Annotated in this window: 15 protein-coding genes; 10 read left to right on the plus strand and 5 right to left on the minus strand. The window is 69.0% G+C overall.

Features of this window, described 5'->3' with window-relative positions:
- The first annotated feature begins 24 nt into the window (after window positions 1-24).
- From LL964_RS10560 to LL964_RS10590, 7 genes are all read left to right on the plus strand, one after another.
- The gene (locus tag LL964_RS10560) at window positions 25-774 is read left to right on the plus strand and encodes a lysophospholipid acyltransferase family protein (RefSeq protein WP_104587763.1); all 750 of its coding nucleotides are present in this window, start codon (window positions 25-27) and stop codon (window positions 772-774) included.
- 11 nt (window positions 775-785) lie between these two features.
- Window positions 786-1,073, plus strand: a complete 288-nt coding sequence (locus tag LL964_RS10565; protein WP_104587762.1) for an ApeI family dehydratase — start codon at window positions 786-788, stop codon at window positions 1,071-1,073.
- A complete protein-coding gene (locus tag LL964_RS10570; protein WP_104587761.1) occupies window positions 1,070-2,044 on the plus strand; it encodes a lysophospholipid acyltransferase family protein in 975 nt (324 codons plus the stop codon). The genes LL964_RS10565 and LL964_RS10570 overlap by 4 nt, the downstream gene beginning before the upstream one ends.
- The gene (locus LL964_RS10575) at window positions 1,968-2,615 is read left to right on the plus strand and encodes a LolA-related protein (protein ID WP_104587760.1); all 648 of its coding nucleotides are present in this window, start codon (window positions 1,968-1,970) and stop codon (window positions 2,613-2,615) included. The genes LL964_RS10570 and LL964_RS10575 overlap by 77 nt, the downstream gene beginning before the upstream one ends.
- Before the next feature lie 87 nt (window positions 2,616-2,702).
- Complete coding sequence (locus LL964_RS10580; protein ID WP_104587759.1) at window positions 2,703-2,930, plus strand: hypothetical protein; 228 nt, start codon at window positions 2,703-2,705, stop codon at window positions 2,928-2,930.
- The gene (locus tag LL964_RS10585; protein WP_104587758.1) at window positions 2,920-5,286 is read left to right on the plus strand and encodes an MMPL family transporter; all 2,367 of its coding nucleotides are present in this window, start codon (window positions 2,920-2,922) and stop codon (window positions 5,284-5,286) included. Before LL964_RS10580 ends, LL964_RS10585 begins: the two co-directional genes overlap by 11 nt.
- Window positions 5,273-5,704 (plus strand): hotdog family protein, encoded by a 432-nt coding sequence (locus tag LL964_RS10590; protein WP_104587757.1) that lies wholly within the window; start codon window positions 5,273-5,275, stop codon window positions 5,702-5,704. Before LL964_RS10585 ends, LL964_RS10590 begins: the two co-directional genes overlap by 14 nt.
- 9 nt (window positions 5,705-5,713) lie before the next feature.
- Here the strand turns inward: LL964_RS10590 and LL964_RS10595 are convergent, their stop codons facing one another.
- Window positions 5,714-6,253, minus strand: a complete 540-nt coding sequence (locus tag LL964_RS10595) for a hypothetical protein (protein ID WP_104587756.1) — start codon at window positions 6,251-6,253, stop codon at window positions 5,714-5,716.
- A gap of 206 nt (window positions 6,254-6,459) precedes the next feature.
- On the opposite strand from LL964_RS10595, the gene fabG reads away from it, so the two are divergent.
- Window positions 6,460-7,191 (plus strand): 3-oxoacyl-ACP reductase FabG, encoded by a 732-nt coding sequence (gene fabG / locus LL964_RS10600; RefSeq protein WP_104587755.1) that lies wholly within the window; start codon window positions 6,460-6,462, stop codon window positions 7,189-7,191.
- A 708-nt stretch (window positions 7,192-7,899) separates the two neighbouring features.
- On the opposite strand, the gene LL964_RS10605 is transcribed toward fabG, so the two are convergent.
- The 4 genes from LL964_RS10605 to LL964_RS10620 are packed head-to-tail and all read right to left on the minus strand — an operon-like array spanning window position 7,900 to window position 12,306.
- A complete protein-coding gene (locus LL964_RS10605) occupies window positions 7,900-9,522 on the minus strand; it encodes an NAD(P)/FAD-dependent oxidoreductase (RefSeq protein ID WP_104587754.1) in 1,623 nt (540 codons plus the stop codon).
- Window positions 9,519-10,340, minus strand: coding sequence for a glycosyltransferase family 2 protein (locus tag LL964_RS10610; RefSeq protein ID WP_104587753.1), 822 nt, complete (start codon window positions 10,338-10,340; stop codon window positions 9,519-9,521). The genes LL964_RS10605 and LL964_RS10610 overlap by 4 nt, the downstream gene beginning before the upstream one ends.
- Window positions 10,337-11,110 carry a beta-ketoacyl synthase chain length factor gene (locus LL964_RS10615; protein WP_104587752.1) on the minus strand — a complete coding sequence of 258 codons (774 nt, stop codon included), beginning with the start codon at window positions 11,108-11,110 and terminating at the stop codon, window positions 10,337-10,339. The genes LL964_RS10610 and LL964_RS10615 overlap by 4 nt, the downstream gene beginning before the upstream one ends.
- Window positions 11,110-12,306, minus strand: a complete 1,197-nt coding sequence (locus tag LL964_RS10620) for a beta-ketoacyl-[acyl-carrier-protein] synthase family protein (RefSeq protein WP_104587829.1) — start codon at window positions 12,304-12,306, stop codon at window positions 11,110-11,112. The genes LL964_RS10615 and LL964_RS10620 overlap by 1 nt, the downstream gene beginning before the upstream one ends.
- Before the next feature lie 218 nt (window positions 12,307-12,524).
- On the opposite strand from LL964_RS10620, the gene LL964_RS10625 reads away from it, so the two are divergent.
- Both LL964_RS10625 and LL964_RS10630 read left to right on the plus strand, forming a co-directional pair.
- Complete coding sequence (locus LL964_RS10625; RefSeq protein WP_104540691.1) at window positions 12,525-12,785, plus strand: YcgL domain-containing protein; 261 nt, start codon at window positions 12,525-12,527, stop codon at window positions 12,783-12,785.
- Window positions 12,778-16,098 carry an ankyrin repeat domain-containing protein gene (locus LL964_RS10630; RefSeq protein ID WP_104587751.1) on the plus strand — a complete coding sequence of 1,107 codons (3,321 nt, stop codon included), beginning with the start codon at window positions 12,778-12,780 and terminating at the stop codon, window positions 16,096-16,098. Before LL964_RS10625 ends, LL964_RS10630 begins: the two co-directional genes overlap by 8 nt.
- The last annotated feature ends 17 nt before the right edge of the window (window positions 16,099-16,115 follow it).

Consider the following 16,115-nt stretch of genomic DNA (forward strand, 5'->3'; position numbering starts at 1 on the left):
CACAGTTTCGGGGACAAGACAAAAATGCCGCTGGCAAGGATGCCGTCGCGCTTGGCGTGGACCGTATTCAATCTGCTGCAGTTGATCTTTACGCTGGTGTTTACCGCCGGCGGCATCATGTATGCGTTGCTGCTGCTGGTGCTCACCCGCGATGCCGACCGCCTGCTGCGCATGGGCGCCTGGATGTGGGCGCCGGTGCTGTTCCGCGGTGCGGGCGCCCGGGTGATCGTGGAAGGGCGCGAGCGGGTCGACTGGTCCAGGAACTACCTGTTCGTCAGCAACCACCAGTCGATCATCGATATCTGTGCATTGTTCCATGCGTTGCCGGTGCCGCTGCGGTTCCTGCTCAAGGACGAGATGCTCAAGGTGCCGTTCCTGAACTGGTATGCGCGCGCCACCGGCATGTTGTTCCTGGACCGCGACAGCCGCCGGGCCGGCGCGCTGGTGCGCCGCCAGGCGGCCGCGCTGCTGCGCGAAGGCAAACAGTTGTGTCTGTTTCCCGAGGGCACCCGCAGCCGCAGCGGTGCGTTGTTGCCATTCAAGGCCGGGCTGCTGCAGGCCGCTATCGATGCTGGCGTGCAGGTGGTTCCGGTGGCGCTGGACGGGTGCGGCAAGGTGTTGCCGGTGGATGGTGTGTTCAGGGTACGTCCCGGCATCATTCGCGTGCGCATCGGCGCGCCCATCGCGGTGACCGGGCCGGATGCGCCGGATCGCCAGCAACTGACCGAGCAGGCACACAAGGCCGTGGCTGCAATGCTTCAACCCAGGATCTGAGTTCTAAGCTTATGGATTTCGTCGTGCCGCATGATCATCCCTGCCTGCCCGGACACTTTCCGGGGCGTCCGGTGGTGCCTGGCGTGGTCGTGCTCGACCATGTGCTGCAGGCGGTGGAGGCATTGCATGGCCCACGCGTGGCGGCGCGGCTGCCGCAGGTGAAGTTCGTGCAGCCGCTGCTGCCCGGGCAGACCGCTTCGGTCACGCTGGAAGGCGATGGCCCGCGCTGGCGCTTTCGCGTGCAGCGTGCCGAGCAACTGCTGGTCAGCGGCGAACTGGTGGCAGAGGCGGCGGCATGAGCAATCACTGGAAACAGCGACCCGAGGGTGGCGGGCGCTTCGCGCTGTGGCTGATCCGCGGCATCGCACGGCATGCCGGACGGACGGTGGGCCGGGCGCTGCTGTACCCGATCACCCTGTACTTCCTGCTGGTGCGTGCGCCCGAGCGCGCCGCTTCGCGGGCCTATCTGGCACGGGTACTCGGACGCGAGGCCACGCTGCGCGACGTGGCCCGGCACATCCATACGTTCGCCTCCACCATCCTGGACCGGGTGTACATGCTGTGCGGGCAGATGCAGCGCTTCCGCGTGGACATCACCGGCCTGGACCAGCTGCATACGCAGATGGATCGCGGCCGCGGCGTGCTGATCTTCGGTTCGCATCTGGGCAGTTTCGACGCGCTGCGCGTGCTGGCCACCGAGCGCCCGGACGTGCAGGTCAAGGTGGTCCTGGACAAGGCGCACAACCGCGCCATGACCGACCTGCTGGGCGCGCTGAACCCGCAGCTGGCGGCCAACATCATCGACGCCGGGATGGACGCCACCTCGATCGTCATGGCGATCAAGCAGGCCACCGACGCCGGTGCGCTGGTGGCGTTGCTGATCGACCGCCCGCGCGAGGGCGACCCGGCCCTGCCGGCAACCTTCCTCGGCCGTAACGCGATGTTCCCGACCTCGCCGTGGCTGATCGCCGCTGCGCTCAAGGTCCCGGTGGTGCTGGCGTTCGGCCTGTATCGCGGCGGCAACCATTACGAGCTGGCATTCGAGACCTTCAGCGAAGGCCTGGATCTGCCGCGCCGCCAGCGCGCGCCGGTGCTGGCGGTACTCATGCGCGATTACGCTGCCAGGCTGGAACATTACACGCGCTACGCGCCGTACAACTGGTTCAACTTCTACGATTTCTGGAACACCCATCATGCCGATGCGCCGCACCCTGCCGTGGATGCTGACACTGCTGTTCAGCGCCGCACCGCTATGCGCCGCACCGCCTGAAGCGTTGGACGTGGGCCAGGTGCTGCAGCGCCTGGCGCGCCCGGCCCCGGTCAGTACCGAGTTCGTCGAACTGCGTGGCTCGGCGCTGCTGAAGACGCCGCTGCGCGTGCAGGGCCATTACCGCCGCCCGGATGCGCAGACATTGGTGCGCGAGGTCAGCGCGCCGTACCGCGAAACCACCACCCTGCAGGGCGATGAAGGCGTGCTGGAGCGCGAAGGCAAGCCGCCGCGCCGCTTTTCGTTGCGCCGCGTGCCCGAGCTGGCCGGGCTGAAATCCGGCTTCGGCGCGTTGCTGGCCGGCGACCGCGCGCTGCTGGAACAGCAGTACCGCGTCAGCGGTCAGGGCCGCATGCAGGCGTGGCAGCTGACGCTGCAGCCCAAGGACGCGGCGGTGGCCAGGCAGGTGCGCGAGCTGCGCCTGTATGGCCGCAACGACGAGCTGCGCTGCATCGAGAGCGTGCCGGTAAAGGGCGATGTGCAGCGCACGCTGCTGGCTGGCGCTGCACGCGAGGCGGCCAGTGTCACCGACGCGACGGCACTGACCACGCTGTGCCACGGCGCGGGCGCGTGAGCCGATCCGATGCAATGCCGACAGCGACGCTGCCGTTTGCCGCGTGCGCGGCCGTCGGAGATCTGATCGTCGTCGCAGGGCTGCGGCATGCGATTTGAATTGACCGCCAACCGTCGTATCGGTCTGGCGCTGCTGTGGTTGGCGGTGCTGGGCGTGGCCGGACTGTGGCTGAGCGACACGCTCAAGGTGTCCGGCGATCTGCGCAAGTTCATGCCCGCCCTCAGCAAAGGCAACGCACCGCTGCAGCCCGATGCCGCGCGCGCGGCCGGTGGACGTTCGGCCGCAAGTGCAGGACATGCATCCCATGGCGTTTGAATTGACCGCCAACCGTCGTATCGGTCTGGCGCTGCTGTGGTTGGCGGTGCTGGGCGTGGCCGGACTGTGGCTGAGCGACACGCTCAAGGTGTCCGGCGATCTGCGCAAGTTCATGCCCGCCCCGCGCACGCCAGCGCAGAAGTTGTTGATCGAAGAACTGGGCGAAGGCCCGGGCTCGCGGCTGCTGCTGATGGCCTTGTCCGGCAGCGATCCGGCCACCCTGGCCGCGCAGTCGCAGCAGTTGCGTCAGACCCTGGCGGCGCAGCCGGCGCTATTCGAACTGGTCGGCAATGGTGGCAGCGCGGGACTGGAGGCGATTCCGGAACGCTTGCTGCCCTATCGCTACCTGCTCAGCGACAGCTTCGACAAGACTCCGCTCGACGCCTCGGCGCTGGAAGCGGCCCTGCAGGCGCGCGTGCAGGACCTGGGCTCGCCGGCGGCGGCGATGGTGGAGCCACTGCTGCCGCGCGACCCCACGCTGGAAGTGCTGCACCTGGCCGAGACGCTGCAGCCGGCGGCCGCGCCGCAGCTGCGCAACGAGGTGTGGTTCGATCGTGCCGGCACCTCGGCGCTGTTGATCGTGCAAACGCGCGCAGCCGGGTTCGACCCCACCGGGCAGCAGCTGGCCTACGATGCAGTGCAGGCCGCGTTCGCCAAGGTCGCGCAGGGCAGCAGCACGCAGCTGACGCTTACCGGACCAGGCGCGTTTGCGGTGGAGATCACCGCGCGCACCCAGGGCGAGGCGCAATGGATCGGCACGCTGGACACGGTGGGGCTGGTGCTGTTGCTGCTGGTGGCCTACCGCAGCTGGAAGATTCCGGTGCTCGGCGTGCTGCCGCTGGCCAGCGCCGGCCTGGCCGGCCTTGGTGCGGTGGCGCTGCTGTTCGAGGGCGTGCATGGCATCACCGTGGCCTTCGGCTTCACCTTGATCGGCGTGGTACAGGACTATCCGATCCACCTGTTCAGCCATCAGCGCCCCGGACTGGAGCCGCGCGCCAATGCACGGCACCTGTGGCCCACCTTGGCCACCGGCGTGGTCTCCACCTGCATCGCCTACGTGACCTTCCTGTTCTCCGGCGTCGATGGGTTGCGGCAGCTGGCGGTCTTCACCATTGCCGGGCTGGCGACGGCCGCCATCACCACCCGCTGGCTGCTGCCATGGTTGATCGATCCAGCGCCGCGCGACCATGCCGATTCGCGCCTGCTGGCCATGCTGTGGCGTGGCATCGCACGGCTGCCGCGGCCGCGGATCAGCCTGGCGGTGACCGCGCTGATCGGCATCGCGGTGATCGCATTCGCGCCAGGCCCGTTCTGGCAGAACGATCTGTCCAAGCTCACGCCGGTACCGCCCAAGGCGCTGGCACAGGACACCCATCTGCGTCAGGAACTGGGTGCACCGGATGTGCGCTACGTGCTCGCACTGCCGGCCGCCAGCGATGAGGCCGCGCTGCAGGCCAGCGAGCGGTTGCGGCCACGCCTGGACGCACTGGTGCGCAATGGCGCGCTGACCGGCTACGACATGGCCGCGCGGTATCTGCCCAGCGCCAGGACCCAGCGTGCGCGTCAGGCGGCATTGCCGGATGCCACGCAGGCGCGCGCCATGACCGAGCAGGCGGTGGCAGCCACACCGTTCCGCGGCGACGCGTTTGCAGCCTTCCTGCAGGATCTGGACGCGGCCAGGCGTGCCGCGCCGCTGCTGCCCAGGGACCTGTCCGGCTCGCCGCTGGCCACCTCGGTCGGTGGCCTGTTGCTGAGCCATGGCGATCGCAGCACCGCGCTGGTGTCGTTGACCGGCCTGCACGATCCGGCGGTGCTGGCAACGGCGGTGCGGGGCAGCGGGGCGCAGCTGTTGGATCTGAAGGACGCCTCCGAATCGCTGGTGGCCGCCTACCGCGGCCGCGTGCTCGGCGCGCTGGTGTTGGCCGCGTTGCTGCTGGCGGCGACGGTGGCGATCGCGCTGCGCAGCCCGCGCCGCATCGCGCGCGTGCTGCTGCCGATGGCGCTGACCACGGTGCTGATCCTGGCCATCCTGCGCGGCAGCGGCGTGGAGCTCAACCTGTTCCATCTGATCGCGCTCATCCTGGCCGCAGGCCTGGGCCTGGATTACGCGCTGTTCTTCGACCACGCTGGCGACGACCACGCCGACCAGTTGCGCACGCTGCATGCCTTGATCGTATGCAGCCTGATGACGCTGCTGGTGTTCGCGTTGCTGGCCGCCTCCAGCATTCCGGTGCTGCGCGCGATCGGCAGCACGGTGGCGCTGGGTGTGCTGTTCAATTTCATTCTGGCCTTGCTGGTGTCGCGCGAACCGACGCTGGAACGCCTGGCCAACGGAGAGCCGCATGCAGGGACGTGACGCGATTGCCGCCTTGATTCCGCACCAGGGCAGCATGTGCCTGTGGGAAGCGGTGGTCGAATGGGACGCGCAGCGCATCGTGCTGTGCAGCCACGCCCATCGCAGCGACACACATCCGTTGCGTTGCAACGGGCGCCTGCGCGCGCTGCACCTGTGCGAATACGGCGCGCAGGCGATGGCGGTGCACGGCGGTCTGCTGGGCCGTGCCTCGGGCAGGCCGGTGCGTCCGGGCATGCTGGTGGCCCTGCGCGGCGTGGAACTGCAGGTGGCCTATCTGGAGCAGCTGCCCGACGCGATCGTGTGCGAAGCGCAGGTGTTGATGCAGGGCGAGGACAGCCAGCAGTACAGTTTTCGCCTGAGCCACGGCGAGCAGCTGCTGGCCGAAGGCCGTGCCACGGTCATGCTGGGCGCCGCCTGAGGCCTGCGCTCAGGGATTGACGGGTGTCTTCGCCGCGATCAGCGCGCTCAGATTGCCGACGCCGGGCAGGCGATGCGCATACAGCCGCGCGATGTCGCCGCCGCTGTGCAGATGCTCGAAATGCTCCAGACCGATCGACAGGAATTCCGCACTGCCATCGTGCGGCATCTTGATCTCGCCGACTTCGAGTGCCTTCAAGGCGCTGATCCAATGGAAGGACTGGCCAGCGTCTTCGCGATTGAAATAAGCGTACCAGACCGGAATGCGGAACAGCCGCTCGAACGCCACCGCGCGTCTGAGTTCATCCTCATAGGGCAGGCTGTAGCAGGTGTTCTTGTACCTGTTGCGGTTCTTGACGTCGATGGCGATCAAGCCGATCGACTCCAGCAGCAGCAGGAAATCCGGCCGTTTGACCGCTGTGCCGAACAACGGTGCGAAGGTCTCCGGCGCCTGGCAGATGGCTACATAACTGAAGCCATGTAACTGCAGCCACGCGTTCATCGCATCCTCGCCCTGCTTGCCCAGTTCGATCAGGGTCACTGCGCTCATGTGGTGCCGCTCCTTGTCGCCGCGCACGATCGCGCATGTCGAAACGCTAGCAATCCGACGCGATGGCGCTCAAGCGCCCATTGTCCGATGTGCGGCCTGGTCGAGAAAATGCGCCACCTCCGCGTGCTTCGATGCGCGTGCCTGTCTGCGCGCAGGCGGGTTGGTCTACGATAACGCTCCCACCCTGCGCATGCGGTCCTTGCCTTATGAACCCAGTTGCACGACGCGCCATCGTCACCGGCGGCAGCGGCGATCTTGGCGGCGCCATCTGCCATCAGCTGGCCGCGCAGGGCCGGCATGTGATCGTGCACGCCAACCGCAATCTGGCGCGTGCCGAAGCGGTGGTGGCGGCGATCCTCGCCGCTGGCGGCAGCGCCGAAGCGGTGGCCTTCGACGTGGCCGATGCGCAGGCCGCAACCGCTGCGTTGGAGTCCTTGCTGGCCGTCGGCCCGATCCAGATCGTGGTCAACAACGCGGGCATCCACGACGACGCACCGATGGCGGGCATGAACGCGCAGCAATGGCATCGGGTCATCGATGTGTCGCTGCACGGCTTCTTCAACGTCACCCAACCGCTGCTGTTGCCGATGGCGCGCACGCGCTGGGGCCGTATCGTCAGCGTATCGTCGGTGGCCGCGGTGCTGGGCAATCGCGGGCAGACCAACTACGCCGCGGCCAAGGCGGCGTTGCACGGCGCCAGCAAATCGTTGTCGCGCGAGATGGCCAGCCGCGGCATCGCGGTCAATGTCGTGGCGCCGGGCGTGATCGAAGGCGAAATGGTCGGCGAGAGTTTCGCCCCGGACGTCATCAAGCAACTGGTGCCGGCCGGACGCGTGGGTAAGCCCGATGAAGTGGCCGCGCTGGTGGCGTTTCTGTGTTCGGAGTCCGCCGGTTACATCAATGGCCAGGTCATCGGCATCAATGGCGGGATGGGCTGAGGGCGGCTGACAAACGCAGGCGCCTGGCGCTTGCCCACCATCGCAGGACACGCTGCAAGTACGTGCATGTAGCTCCTTGGCGGCAGCCATGCCGCCAAGGATCCCGCGACGGTGAGCAGATAAGGACCAGTGGAGATGGTCGTGCGCAGAGGCTTCAACAAGCAGCCGGCAAGCTGGTGACTTGGCATCTTCGGAAAACCACCAACCAACCGTCTGGCGTGGTGTCCTCGCCGATTGCGGGACCGTGTGGCGGCATGGATGCCGCCACTGAGCCTACATGGACGTACTTGCGGCGTGTCCCGCGAGCGGTGAGGGCGCCGCGCCCTCGACCAGACTCGAAGATGGCCAAGTGATCGCGCCACGCACAGTGCAGGCGTCTCGACCTGTTTGCTCAATACCGGCAGATCAGGTGGAGAGCGGATCACCTGCGCCTTTGCTGCAGAGCCCTTGCCCGCCCACCATCGCGGGACACGCTGCAAGTACATCCATGTAAGCTCCTTGGCGGTATCCATGCCGCCAAGGGGACCGCGCCGGTGAGCGGGCAAGGACCGGTCGAGATGGTCGATGTGCATGATTGCCAGCGGAGCATGCCGACGTCGCTGCTGGTCTGTTTGACTTTCTTGACCAGATCGCAGTTGCTCACACCACATGGGAGTCGAGCAAGTGCGTATCGAGCACGTAGCTGCGCATCGGCGCGTTCGCTACACCTCACGCCGCATCGGCATACCACGGGGCAGTCAGGATCGCCTCGCCGCTGGCATCGGCGGTCAGCGCGTCCAGGCCGTGGTCGGGCAGGTCCGGGTGGCGCTGGCGGGCCTGCTGCAGGATCTCGCGGGCCAGCACCGCCATCTGCGCGACATTGCCGTGGATGCGGGCCACGAACGCCTCGTCGTCGAGGCTGTCGTTCAAGGCGCCATTGAGTGCGTTGAACCAGCCGATCAGATACTGATCCAGCAGGCGGCCGGTGCCGGTGGTGATGCCCTGGGCGGTGTTGCGCGCGCCCCAGTCATGCAGCACGCGTTGCATGGCCAGGTTCATGTCGCGCGCGTGGAAGAAATCCGCCTTCATGCGCGCCAGCAGGCTCAGGTTGGCGATGCGCCCGGCGCAGAACAGCGGCGCCAGCAGCGACCAGTAATAGGTGTAATCCCAGATCACCTTGACCGGCATGACCTGCTCGTCGCCGAACAAGGCGTATTGGTCCTGGTACAGGGTCAGGGTGTTTTCGTAGAACGAGAAATACAGCTGCTGATACAGCTCCGCGTACTGGCTGAGCGATTTGCCAGCACGGTCTCGGCCGATCAGTTCGCAAATGTAGGTGTTGGAAATGGCAATGAAGTCGCTGCCGGGCGAATAGAACGGATCCAGGAACAGTCCCGCCTCTCCGGTGAGCGCCCAGCGCTGTGCGGAAAACACCTGCTTGCAGCCGTAGGAGAAATTGCGCAGGAACAGAAAGTCCTGCAGCCGGTAATCGGCGCCATCGAGCGTGGCGGCCACCTGCGGTTGATGCAGGCGCAGCCAGTCCATGGCCTTGTCGTGGGTGTTCATGGTCTCCAGCGGATGCATCGCGGCATCGCAGACGATGCCCAGCGAATGCGCGCCCGAGGACAGCGGAATCAGCCAGAACCAGTAGCCCGGCCCGCACATGTGATTGGTCGAACGCCAGCGGTCCGGGGGAGTGCAGCGCTGCAGCCAGTTGCTGTCCTGCGACCAGCCGTTGGGGTCGATCAGGCCTTCCACACGCCACCACACCGCGTTGGCGTTGTGCGCATTGTCCTGCGCCAGGCCGAGCTTGCGCTTGAGCAGGCCGGCGCGGCCGCTGGCGTCCACCACCCAGCGTGCGCTCAGCGCGCCGGGCGCGCCGCTACGCTCGTAACGTACCGCATGATCGGCGTCGTCCTCGGCCAGGTCCACGCCCTTGACGGTGCAGTCATCGAGGAAGGCGATGCCGTGCGCGCGTGCGCGCTCGCCAAGGAAGTTTTCGAAGCGGCCGCGGTCGATCTGCCACGACGGCGTCGGCAGGATCTTGCTCACGCCCAGCTCGGTGCAACGGTCGATGTCTTCGCGCTTGTCGGAGAAGAAGAAGCGGAACCCGAACTTGCGGATCTGTTCGGTCTCCAGGTGCTCGCGCAGGCCCAGCACGTCGGCGAAATAATGCGCGCCGATCTCCACCGTGGATTCGCCCACCTTGAATGCGGCTTCGCGTACCGGATGCACGCGCCGTTCCAGCACGGTGATGGCAAGGTCCGGATCGCGTTGTTTCAACTGCAGGGCCAGGCTCAGGCCGGCCAGGCCACCGCCGGTGATGACGACATCGGCACGCTGTGCATTCATGGGGAGTGGTTGTTGTTGGTGACCCTCGGCACAGTAGCAAATTCGCCGTCGGCGTCGTCGACGATGACCGGATTGGCACGCACGCGGCGATACTCGCGCCAGACGTGGCCATAGGCCCACACCTGCCTGACCACGTGCGAGGTGATGTTCCACAGATCTCGCACCAGCCGGAAATGGCTCTTGCGGAAGGTGCCGGGCGCGCTGCCGGCATAGCGGGTCTCGATCGGCACTGCCACTACCCGCGCACCGGCCTGGCGGGCGGCGGAGATCAGCAACTGTGCTTCGAACACGAAGCCTTCGCCGGGCACGTTCGGAAGGGTGAACACCGAGGCCGGATACAGCCGTTGACCGCTCTGGCTGTCCACCAGCCGGAAACCGCAGCCCCAGGCGATGCCCCAGTCGCCGAAGTCGTTGCCGATGCGGCGGATGGTGGGCTGGGTGGCGCGTTTGCGCATGCGCGCACCGATGATCACGCAGCCTGGGTGGCGGTTGGCCGCGGCCAACAGACGTGGGAAATCGGCCGCCTTGTGCTGGCCGTCGCCGTCCATCGTCATCACTGCGCGCATGCCCAACTGCTGGGCCTTGGCAAAGCCACTGCGCAGGGCGGCACCCTTGCCCATGCGGTGCGGATGGCGGAGCAGCGTCACCGGCAGGCCGGCGATGCATTCGGCAGTGCCATCGTCGGAACCGTCGTCGATCACGATGACGTTCGGGCAATGGGTCAACGCGTCGGTGACCACCTCGTGGATGCGCAGCGCCTCGTTCAGGGCCGGCACCAGGATGGCGGTGTCTTCGCGGGTCAGCGGCAGCCGGCTCATCGTTGAAGCTCGATGCGCAGGACGCGGCCTGGACCGGCATATAGCGCCACGCTGTCGCCGCTGCCGGCCAGCAGTTCGAACAACGGCAGCATCGGCGCCATCGCATTGTGGGCGGCGTGCCGGGACAGCGGGGCGTCGCCGGGCGACGGAACGCCATCGTCCAGCCGCGCGTGCAGCTGCGGCTTGCCCGGTTGACCGGGCGAGCCGAGCACCAGGGCGCCGCCGAGCAGGCCCTGGCTGGGTGCGATCCGGCCGAGCGGCCCGACCGAGCGCGCGTCGTAGCCGGCCAGCAGCACCGCCTGCACGCCGGAGGCGAGCTGCACCAGCGCTTCCAGCAGGCCTTGCGCGAAGCTGGCGTTGGACGCGCTGATCGCGGTGGCCGGCGTCATCGCGCCGGTACCGATGGTCCAGTAGCCGGCGGCGGCGTTGTGCACCGAGTTGTGGAACTTGGTCGGCGAGATCGCCAGCGGGTCGCTGGCCAGGGTGGTGCACATGTAATCGGTGATGGCCAGATCGCCATGGGTGGAGGTGAATACCGACGGCAGGCTGGCCGGGTCGCGAGCAGCGGCGGTGCAGGCGGCCAGCGCTGCCTCCAGCGATACCGCCACCGTATCCGGTGCGCGGCGACGCTCGTTTGCGGCCAGCAGCTGCGGCGCCGGGCGAGCCGGCGTTTCCTGCGTCGCGGCCCCGTGCACGAAGGCCTGCGCCGCGTCCCAGTTGGGCAGGCCCTGGGTCCAGAAACCGATGCCTTCGATGGTGGCGGCGAGCATCAGCGTGCCCGCCCGAACAGCAGCGAGCAGTTGTTGCCGCCAAAGCCGAAGGAATTGTTCATGGCGTAGTCGATCCGGGCATGGGCGTTGTCGAAGCGGATCTGCGGTCCGCAGGCGGGGTCGGGCAGTTCGCTGTTGAGCGTGCCCGGCAGCAGACCGTCGCGCAGCGCCAGCAGCGCGATCACCGATTCGACGATGCCGGCCGCGCCCAGGGTGTGGCCGGTCCAGGCCTTGGTGGAACTGGCGTGCAGGGTGTCGGGAAAGATCGCCGCCACCGCCGCCGCCTCCACACTGTCGTTGGCCGGCGTGGCGGTGCCGTGCAGGTTCAGATACCCCACCGCGGCCGGCGCCAGGCCGGCGCGTTCGAGTGCGCCGCGCATCGCCAGCTGCGCACCCAGGCCCTGCGGGTGCGGGGCGGACATGTGGTGTGCGTCGCTGGATTCGCCATAACCGTACAGCCACAACGCGGCGTCCGGTGCGGCGGCGGTGCGTTCGACCAGTGCAAAACCGCCGGCTTCGCCCAGGCTGAGGCCGACCCGGCGCGCATCGAACGGCTGGCACGGTTCCGGTGCCACCACCTGCAGGGAGTTGAAGCCGAACAGCACGCTGCCGCACAAGGTGTCCACGCCGCCGACCAGCGCCGCATCGATCACCCCGGCCTCGATCAGCCGCGCGGCCTGGGCGAACACCTTGGCGCTGGACGAACAGGCGGTGGCCACGGTCACCGCGGGGCCGCGCAGGCCGGTGGCGTGCTGTACGAAGTCGCCCAGCGAATGCGGGGTGTGCACGATCGGGCGTTCCAGATCCGGCGGGAAGCGCGTGCCATCGGCGTCTTCGACCAGCCGCGTGTACGCCTCTTCGCTGGCGCCGATGCTGGAGGTGGAGGTGCCGATGATCACCGCCACGCGCTCGGCGCCGTAGCGCTGCGCGGCGGCCTGCGCCGCTTCCAATAGACCGTCCTGCTGCAGTGCCAGCCAGGCCAGGCGGTTGTTGCGGCAGTCCCAGCCTTGCAGCGCATCGGGCAGGACCACGTCTTCCACGCCATCGACGCGGCCAATCCAGCACGGCAGCGGTTGCGGTCCGAAATCGTTGCGGCGCAGGCCGCTGCGGCGCGCCTGCAATGCAGCGGCCTGGGCCGCGAGCCCGGCGCCGAGCGCGGTGGTGGAGGTATAGGCGGTGACGGCGACCGGGGCCATCGGGGACGGATGTTGCGCTTGGCTCACGGTGGTCTGGCTGGCAAAAAGTGCTGGCAGTATATCGGTGGTATGCGCATGTCCCAGCGCCGGCACGACTGAACGCGTCGGTCATGTGGCTGACGCGGCTGGAGTTTTTCGCATCGGCCGCGCTTTCGCCATGGCCGCAATTGGGACACAATCGACGCGACCTACCGCTCTTCGAGCGCGATCACGCGCGCATGCACGCCTACGTCTACAAAAGCCAACGCAAGCAGGACACCTTCGTCTACCTCGCCACTCGCGACGATTTCGCCGGCCTTCCTGCTGCCGTGCACGCGCAGCTGGCGCCGTTCGCCTTCGTGCTGGAGGTGGCGTTGACGCCGGAGCGCCGGCTGGCGCAGGCCGATGCCGCCACGGTGCGCGAGGCGCTGGGCAAACATGGCTTCTACCTGCAGCTGCCCAAGACCGTGGTGCTGGCGGGCGAGTGCGACCATGACTGATCCGCAACGCGCTGCGCGCCTGCGCACCGTCGCGCTGGCGGGTGCGGCCGGCGTGGCATTGACGCTGTTGGGCGGACTGGGCGGTGGCCTTGCCGCGCTGAGCCTGTGGCTGGCCCAGCCGGCCTTCGCGCTGGCGGTGTCGTGGGCGCGCGGGACACGTGCGCTGCCGGCGCAGCCGCGCGCCATCGCGCAGGCGCTGCCGCCGCTGCTGGCGATCTGGGGCGTGGGCCTGCTGGCGCTGGCCGCATTGATCAGCTGGCCGCTGACCGCCCTGCGCGACAGCGGCAGCCTGGCCGCTGCGCTGGCCTTGAGCGTGGCGATCAGCGCCGCGCTGTTGGGCCTGTGGCGAACCTGGCCGTTGTGGGGCGAGGTGGAACGCGACGGCGGCGCACTGGCGCCACGCTGGCACGCCTTGGCCACCCAGGAACTGCATGCCTGGCGCGGCCTGCTGGCCGCGGCGCTGGTCCTGGCGATGTGCACGCTGTGCGCGACCCTGGCCTGGCCGGGTGGCGTCTCCGACGGTCTGCGCTGGGGCCTGGCGATCGCCGCCTGCCTGGCGTTGCCGGCCGCCCATCTGCTGTTGCAGCGGACCGCCGCGCCGGCACGTAGTGCTGCACCGGCCGCTCCGCAGGCCGCCGATTTCTTCAACGAAGCGGCGGCCGAACCGCGCCCGCTGGAGCCGGTGGCACGGCATCAGCTGGTGCCCGAGCTGTTCGAGGCCGCGCGTAGCGGCCGGGTGGACCGCGCCCTGCAACTGCTCGACGCCGGCGCCGACCCGCAGGCGCTGCCATTGCCGGAATGGCGCGACCAGCGCAGCCTGCCGGCGCTGGCCGCCGTGCTGCCGGATCTGCGCCTGCTGCGCGAACTGATCGTGCGCCGCGTGGACGTCAACCAGCCGCATCGCGGCATGACCCCGTTGCTGGCGGCCACCCGCGACAGCTGGCATGGCCGTCCGGATGCGGTGATGACGCTGCTGGCCAATGGCGCCGACCCGCGCGCCAGCGACAACGACGGCAATACCCCGCTGCACCACGCGGTGCGCAGCTCCGATCCGGGCGTGGCCGCGCTGCTGCGCGATGCCGCCGCCGAGCTGGACGCGCTCAACCACGACGGCCACTCGCCATTGGCGATGGCCTGCCAGGTCGGCAACTGGCGGTTGGCGAAGTTCCTGCTGGAGCGCGGTGCGCAGTCCGAACCGGAGGGTGGCGCGCCGGTACTGCTGGCCGCGGCCGGCACCGAAGAGGACGATCCGGCCGGCGTGCAGTTGCTGCTCAAGCACAAGGCGCGCGTGGATGCGCGCGACCGCCAGCGCCGCAGCGCCCTGCACGAAGCCGCGCTGGCCGGCCACGGCGACATCGTCGAAGCGCTGCTGTCGGCCGGCGCCAATCTGGAAGCGCGCGATCTGCTCGGCCGCACCCCGTGGCTGGATGCCGCCCGCCAGGCGCGCAGTGCGGTGCTGGAGCGCCTGGTGGCGCGCAAGGCCGACGTGCTGGCCATCGATGGCGAAGGCCGCAACGCGGTGATGCTGGCCTGCGCCGCCGACAGCGTGTCGCCGGCCTTGATCCGCCGCCTGCTCGACCTGCAGGTACCGGCCGCCGCTGTCGATGCGCACGGCCGCCGTGCGGTGGACGTGGCCGCCGAAGCCGGGCGCTGGGCGATCGTGCAATTGCTCGACCCCGCCTACCCGCTGCCGGCGGCGGTCAGCGATGCGCCGGGCGACACGCCGGGCGTCGCCGTGCTGCCCGACCGCCCGCCGCTGGTGCTGCTGCGCGAAGGTCTGCAGTTCGGCCAGCGCGACGGACTGAACGCCCTGGCCCGGCTGTGCGGCCCGGAAGAACTGGGCGGCCTGCTGCACGATGTGCATGTGGCCTTGAACGCCGAGGCGGTGGATTGGTTGCTGCGTCACGGCGCCGATGCCGAAGTGCGCGACGCCTGCGGCGATGTGCCGATGTTCGCGCTGCTGTCGCGCGGGGTGGAGGCGGTACCGGCCCTGCAGGTGCTGCTGCGCCACGGGGTGTCGCCGGCTGGCGCGGGCGGCCTGACCCGGCTGCTCAGCGCCTGCGTCCAGCACGATGCCGCCTCGCGTGGGCTGGAACAGTTCGCGCTGGAGTTGCTCGAGCGTGGCGCCGATCCGTTCGCCCCCTCGGCCGCCGGTGACCCGCCGCTGTCGCTGGCGGTACGCCTGGGTTGGCTGCGCCTGCAGCAGTGGTTGCTGGAACACGGCGTGGACCGCGAGGCGCGCGACAGCCATGGCATGACCGCGCTGCACCTGGCCACCGCGCTGGGCCGCGAGGCCGCGCTGAAACTGCTGGTCACGCAGGGCGCCTCGCCGGACGCACGCGCCGCCGACGGGCAGACGCCGTTGGGCGTGGCGCTGTCGATCGGGCGGCGCGATCTGGCCGACTGGCTGGACTGGCGGATCTGGCCACTCCCGCGTCGCGCACTGCGCGAGGCCGATCTGCCAGCTGCGGCGATGACCGGCGACACCGACGCGGTGCGTCGCCTGATCGATCTCGGCCTCACCGTCGATGCGGTGGATGCGCAAGGCTGCACCGCGCTGCTGCGCGCGGCCGGCGGCGGTCACCTCGGCGTGGCGAGCCATCTGCTCGGCCGTGGCGCCGATCCCCAGCGCGCTGCCCATAGCGGGGCCACCCCGCTGTCGGCGGCGGTGAGCATGCGTCAGACCGAGATCGTGGCGGCCCTGCTGCAGGCCGGCGCGCAGATCGAGCATCGCCTGCCGGGCGGGGTCACCGTGCTGATGCTGGCCTGCGCCCTGGGCCTGCCGGATATCGTGGCGCGTCTGCTCACCGCCGCGGCCGATGTGCACGCCACCGACGACCAGGGGCTGGCACCGCTGCATTGCGCCGCGCTATACGGTTTCACCGCACGCGATACCACCCGCCTGCTGGCCTTGCTGGACACGCTGCTGCTGGCCGGTGCCGACCCCGAACACCTGGCCGGCGGCCGGGTCAGCCCGCTGCTGCTGTTGTTGGGTGCGCGCGCCGAACCGGGCACCGCCTGCGACGAGAAAGTGGTGTTGGCCGGGGTCGAGCGCCTGCTCGACGAAGACGTCTCGCTGGAGGTGGCCGACCAGCGCGGCTTCGGCCCGCTGCATCTGGCTGCGCTGCACGGGCTGCCGCTACTGGTACAGCGCCTGCTGCGTGCCGGCGCCGACGCCGACCGGCGCGATGCGCTCAACCGCACCCCTCGCGAGATCGCCATCATGCGCGGCTTCATCGATGTGGCCGGCCAGTTCGAACCGGCGTTGCCGGGGGTCTCCTCGATGGCGCGCTTCCTGCGCGAAGGCCGCTGAGCCGGCGCGGCGGCGCC

It is taken from the genome of Xanthomonas melonis, assembly GCF_020783655.1.
Taxonomy (GTDB): domain Bacteria; phylum Pseudomonadota; class Gammaproteobacteria; order Xanthomonadales; family Xanthomonadaceae; genus Xanthomonas; species Xanthomonas melonis.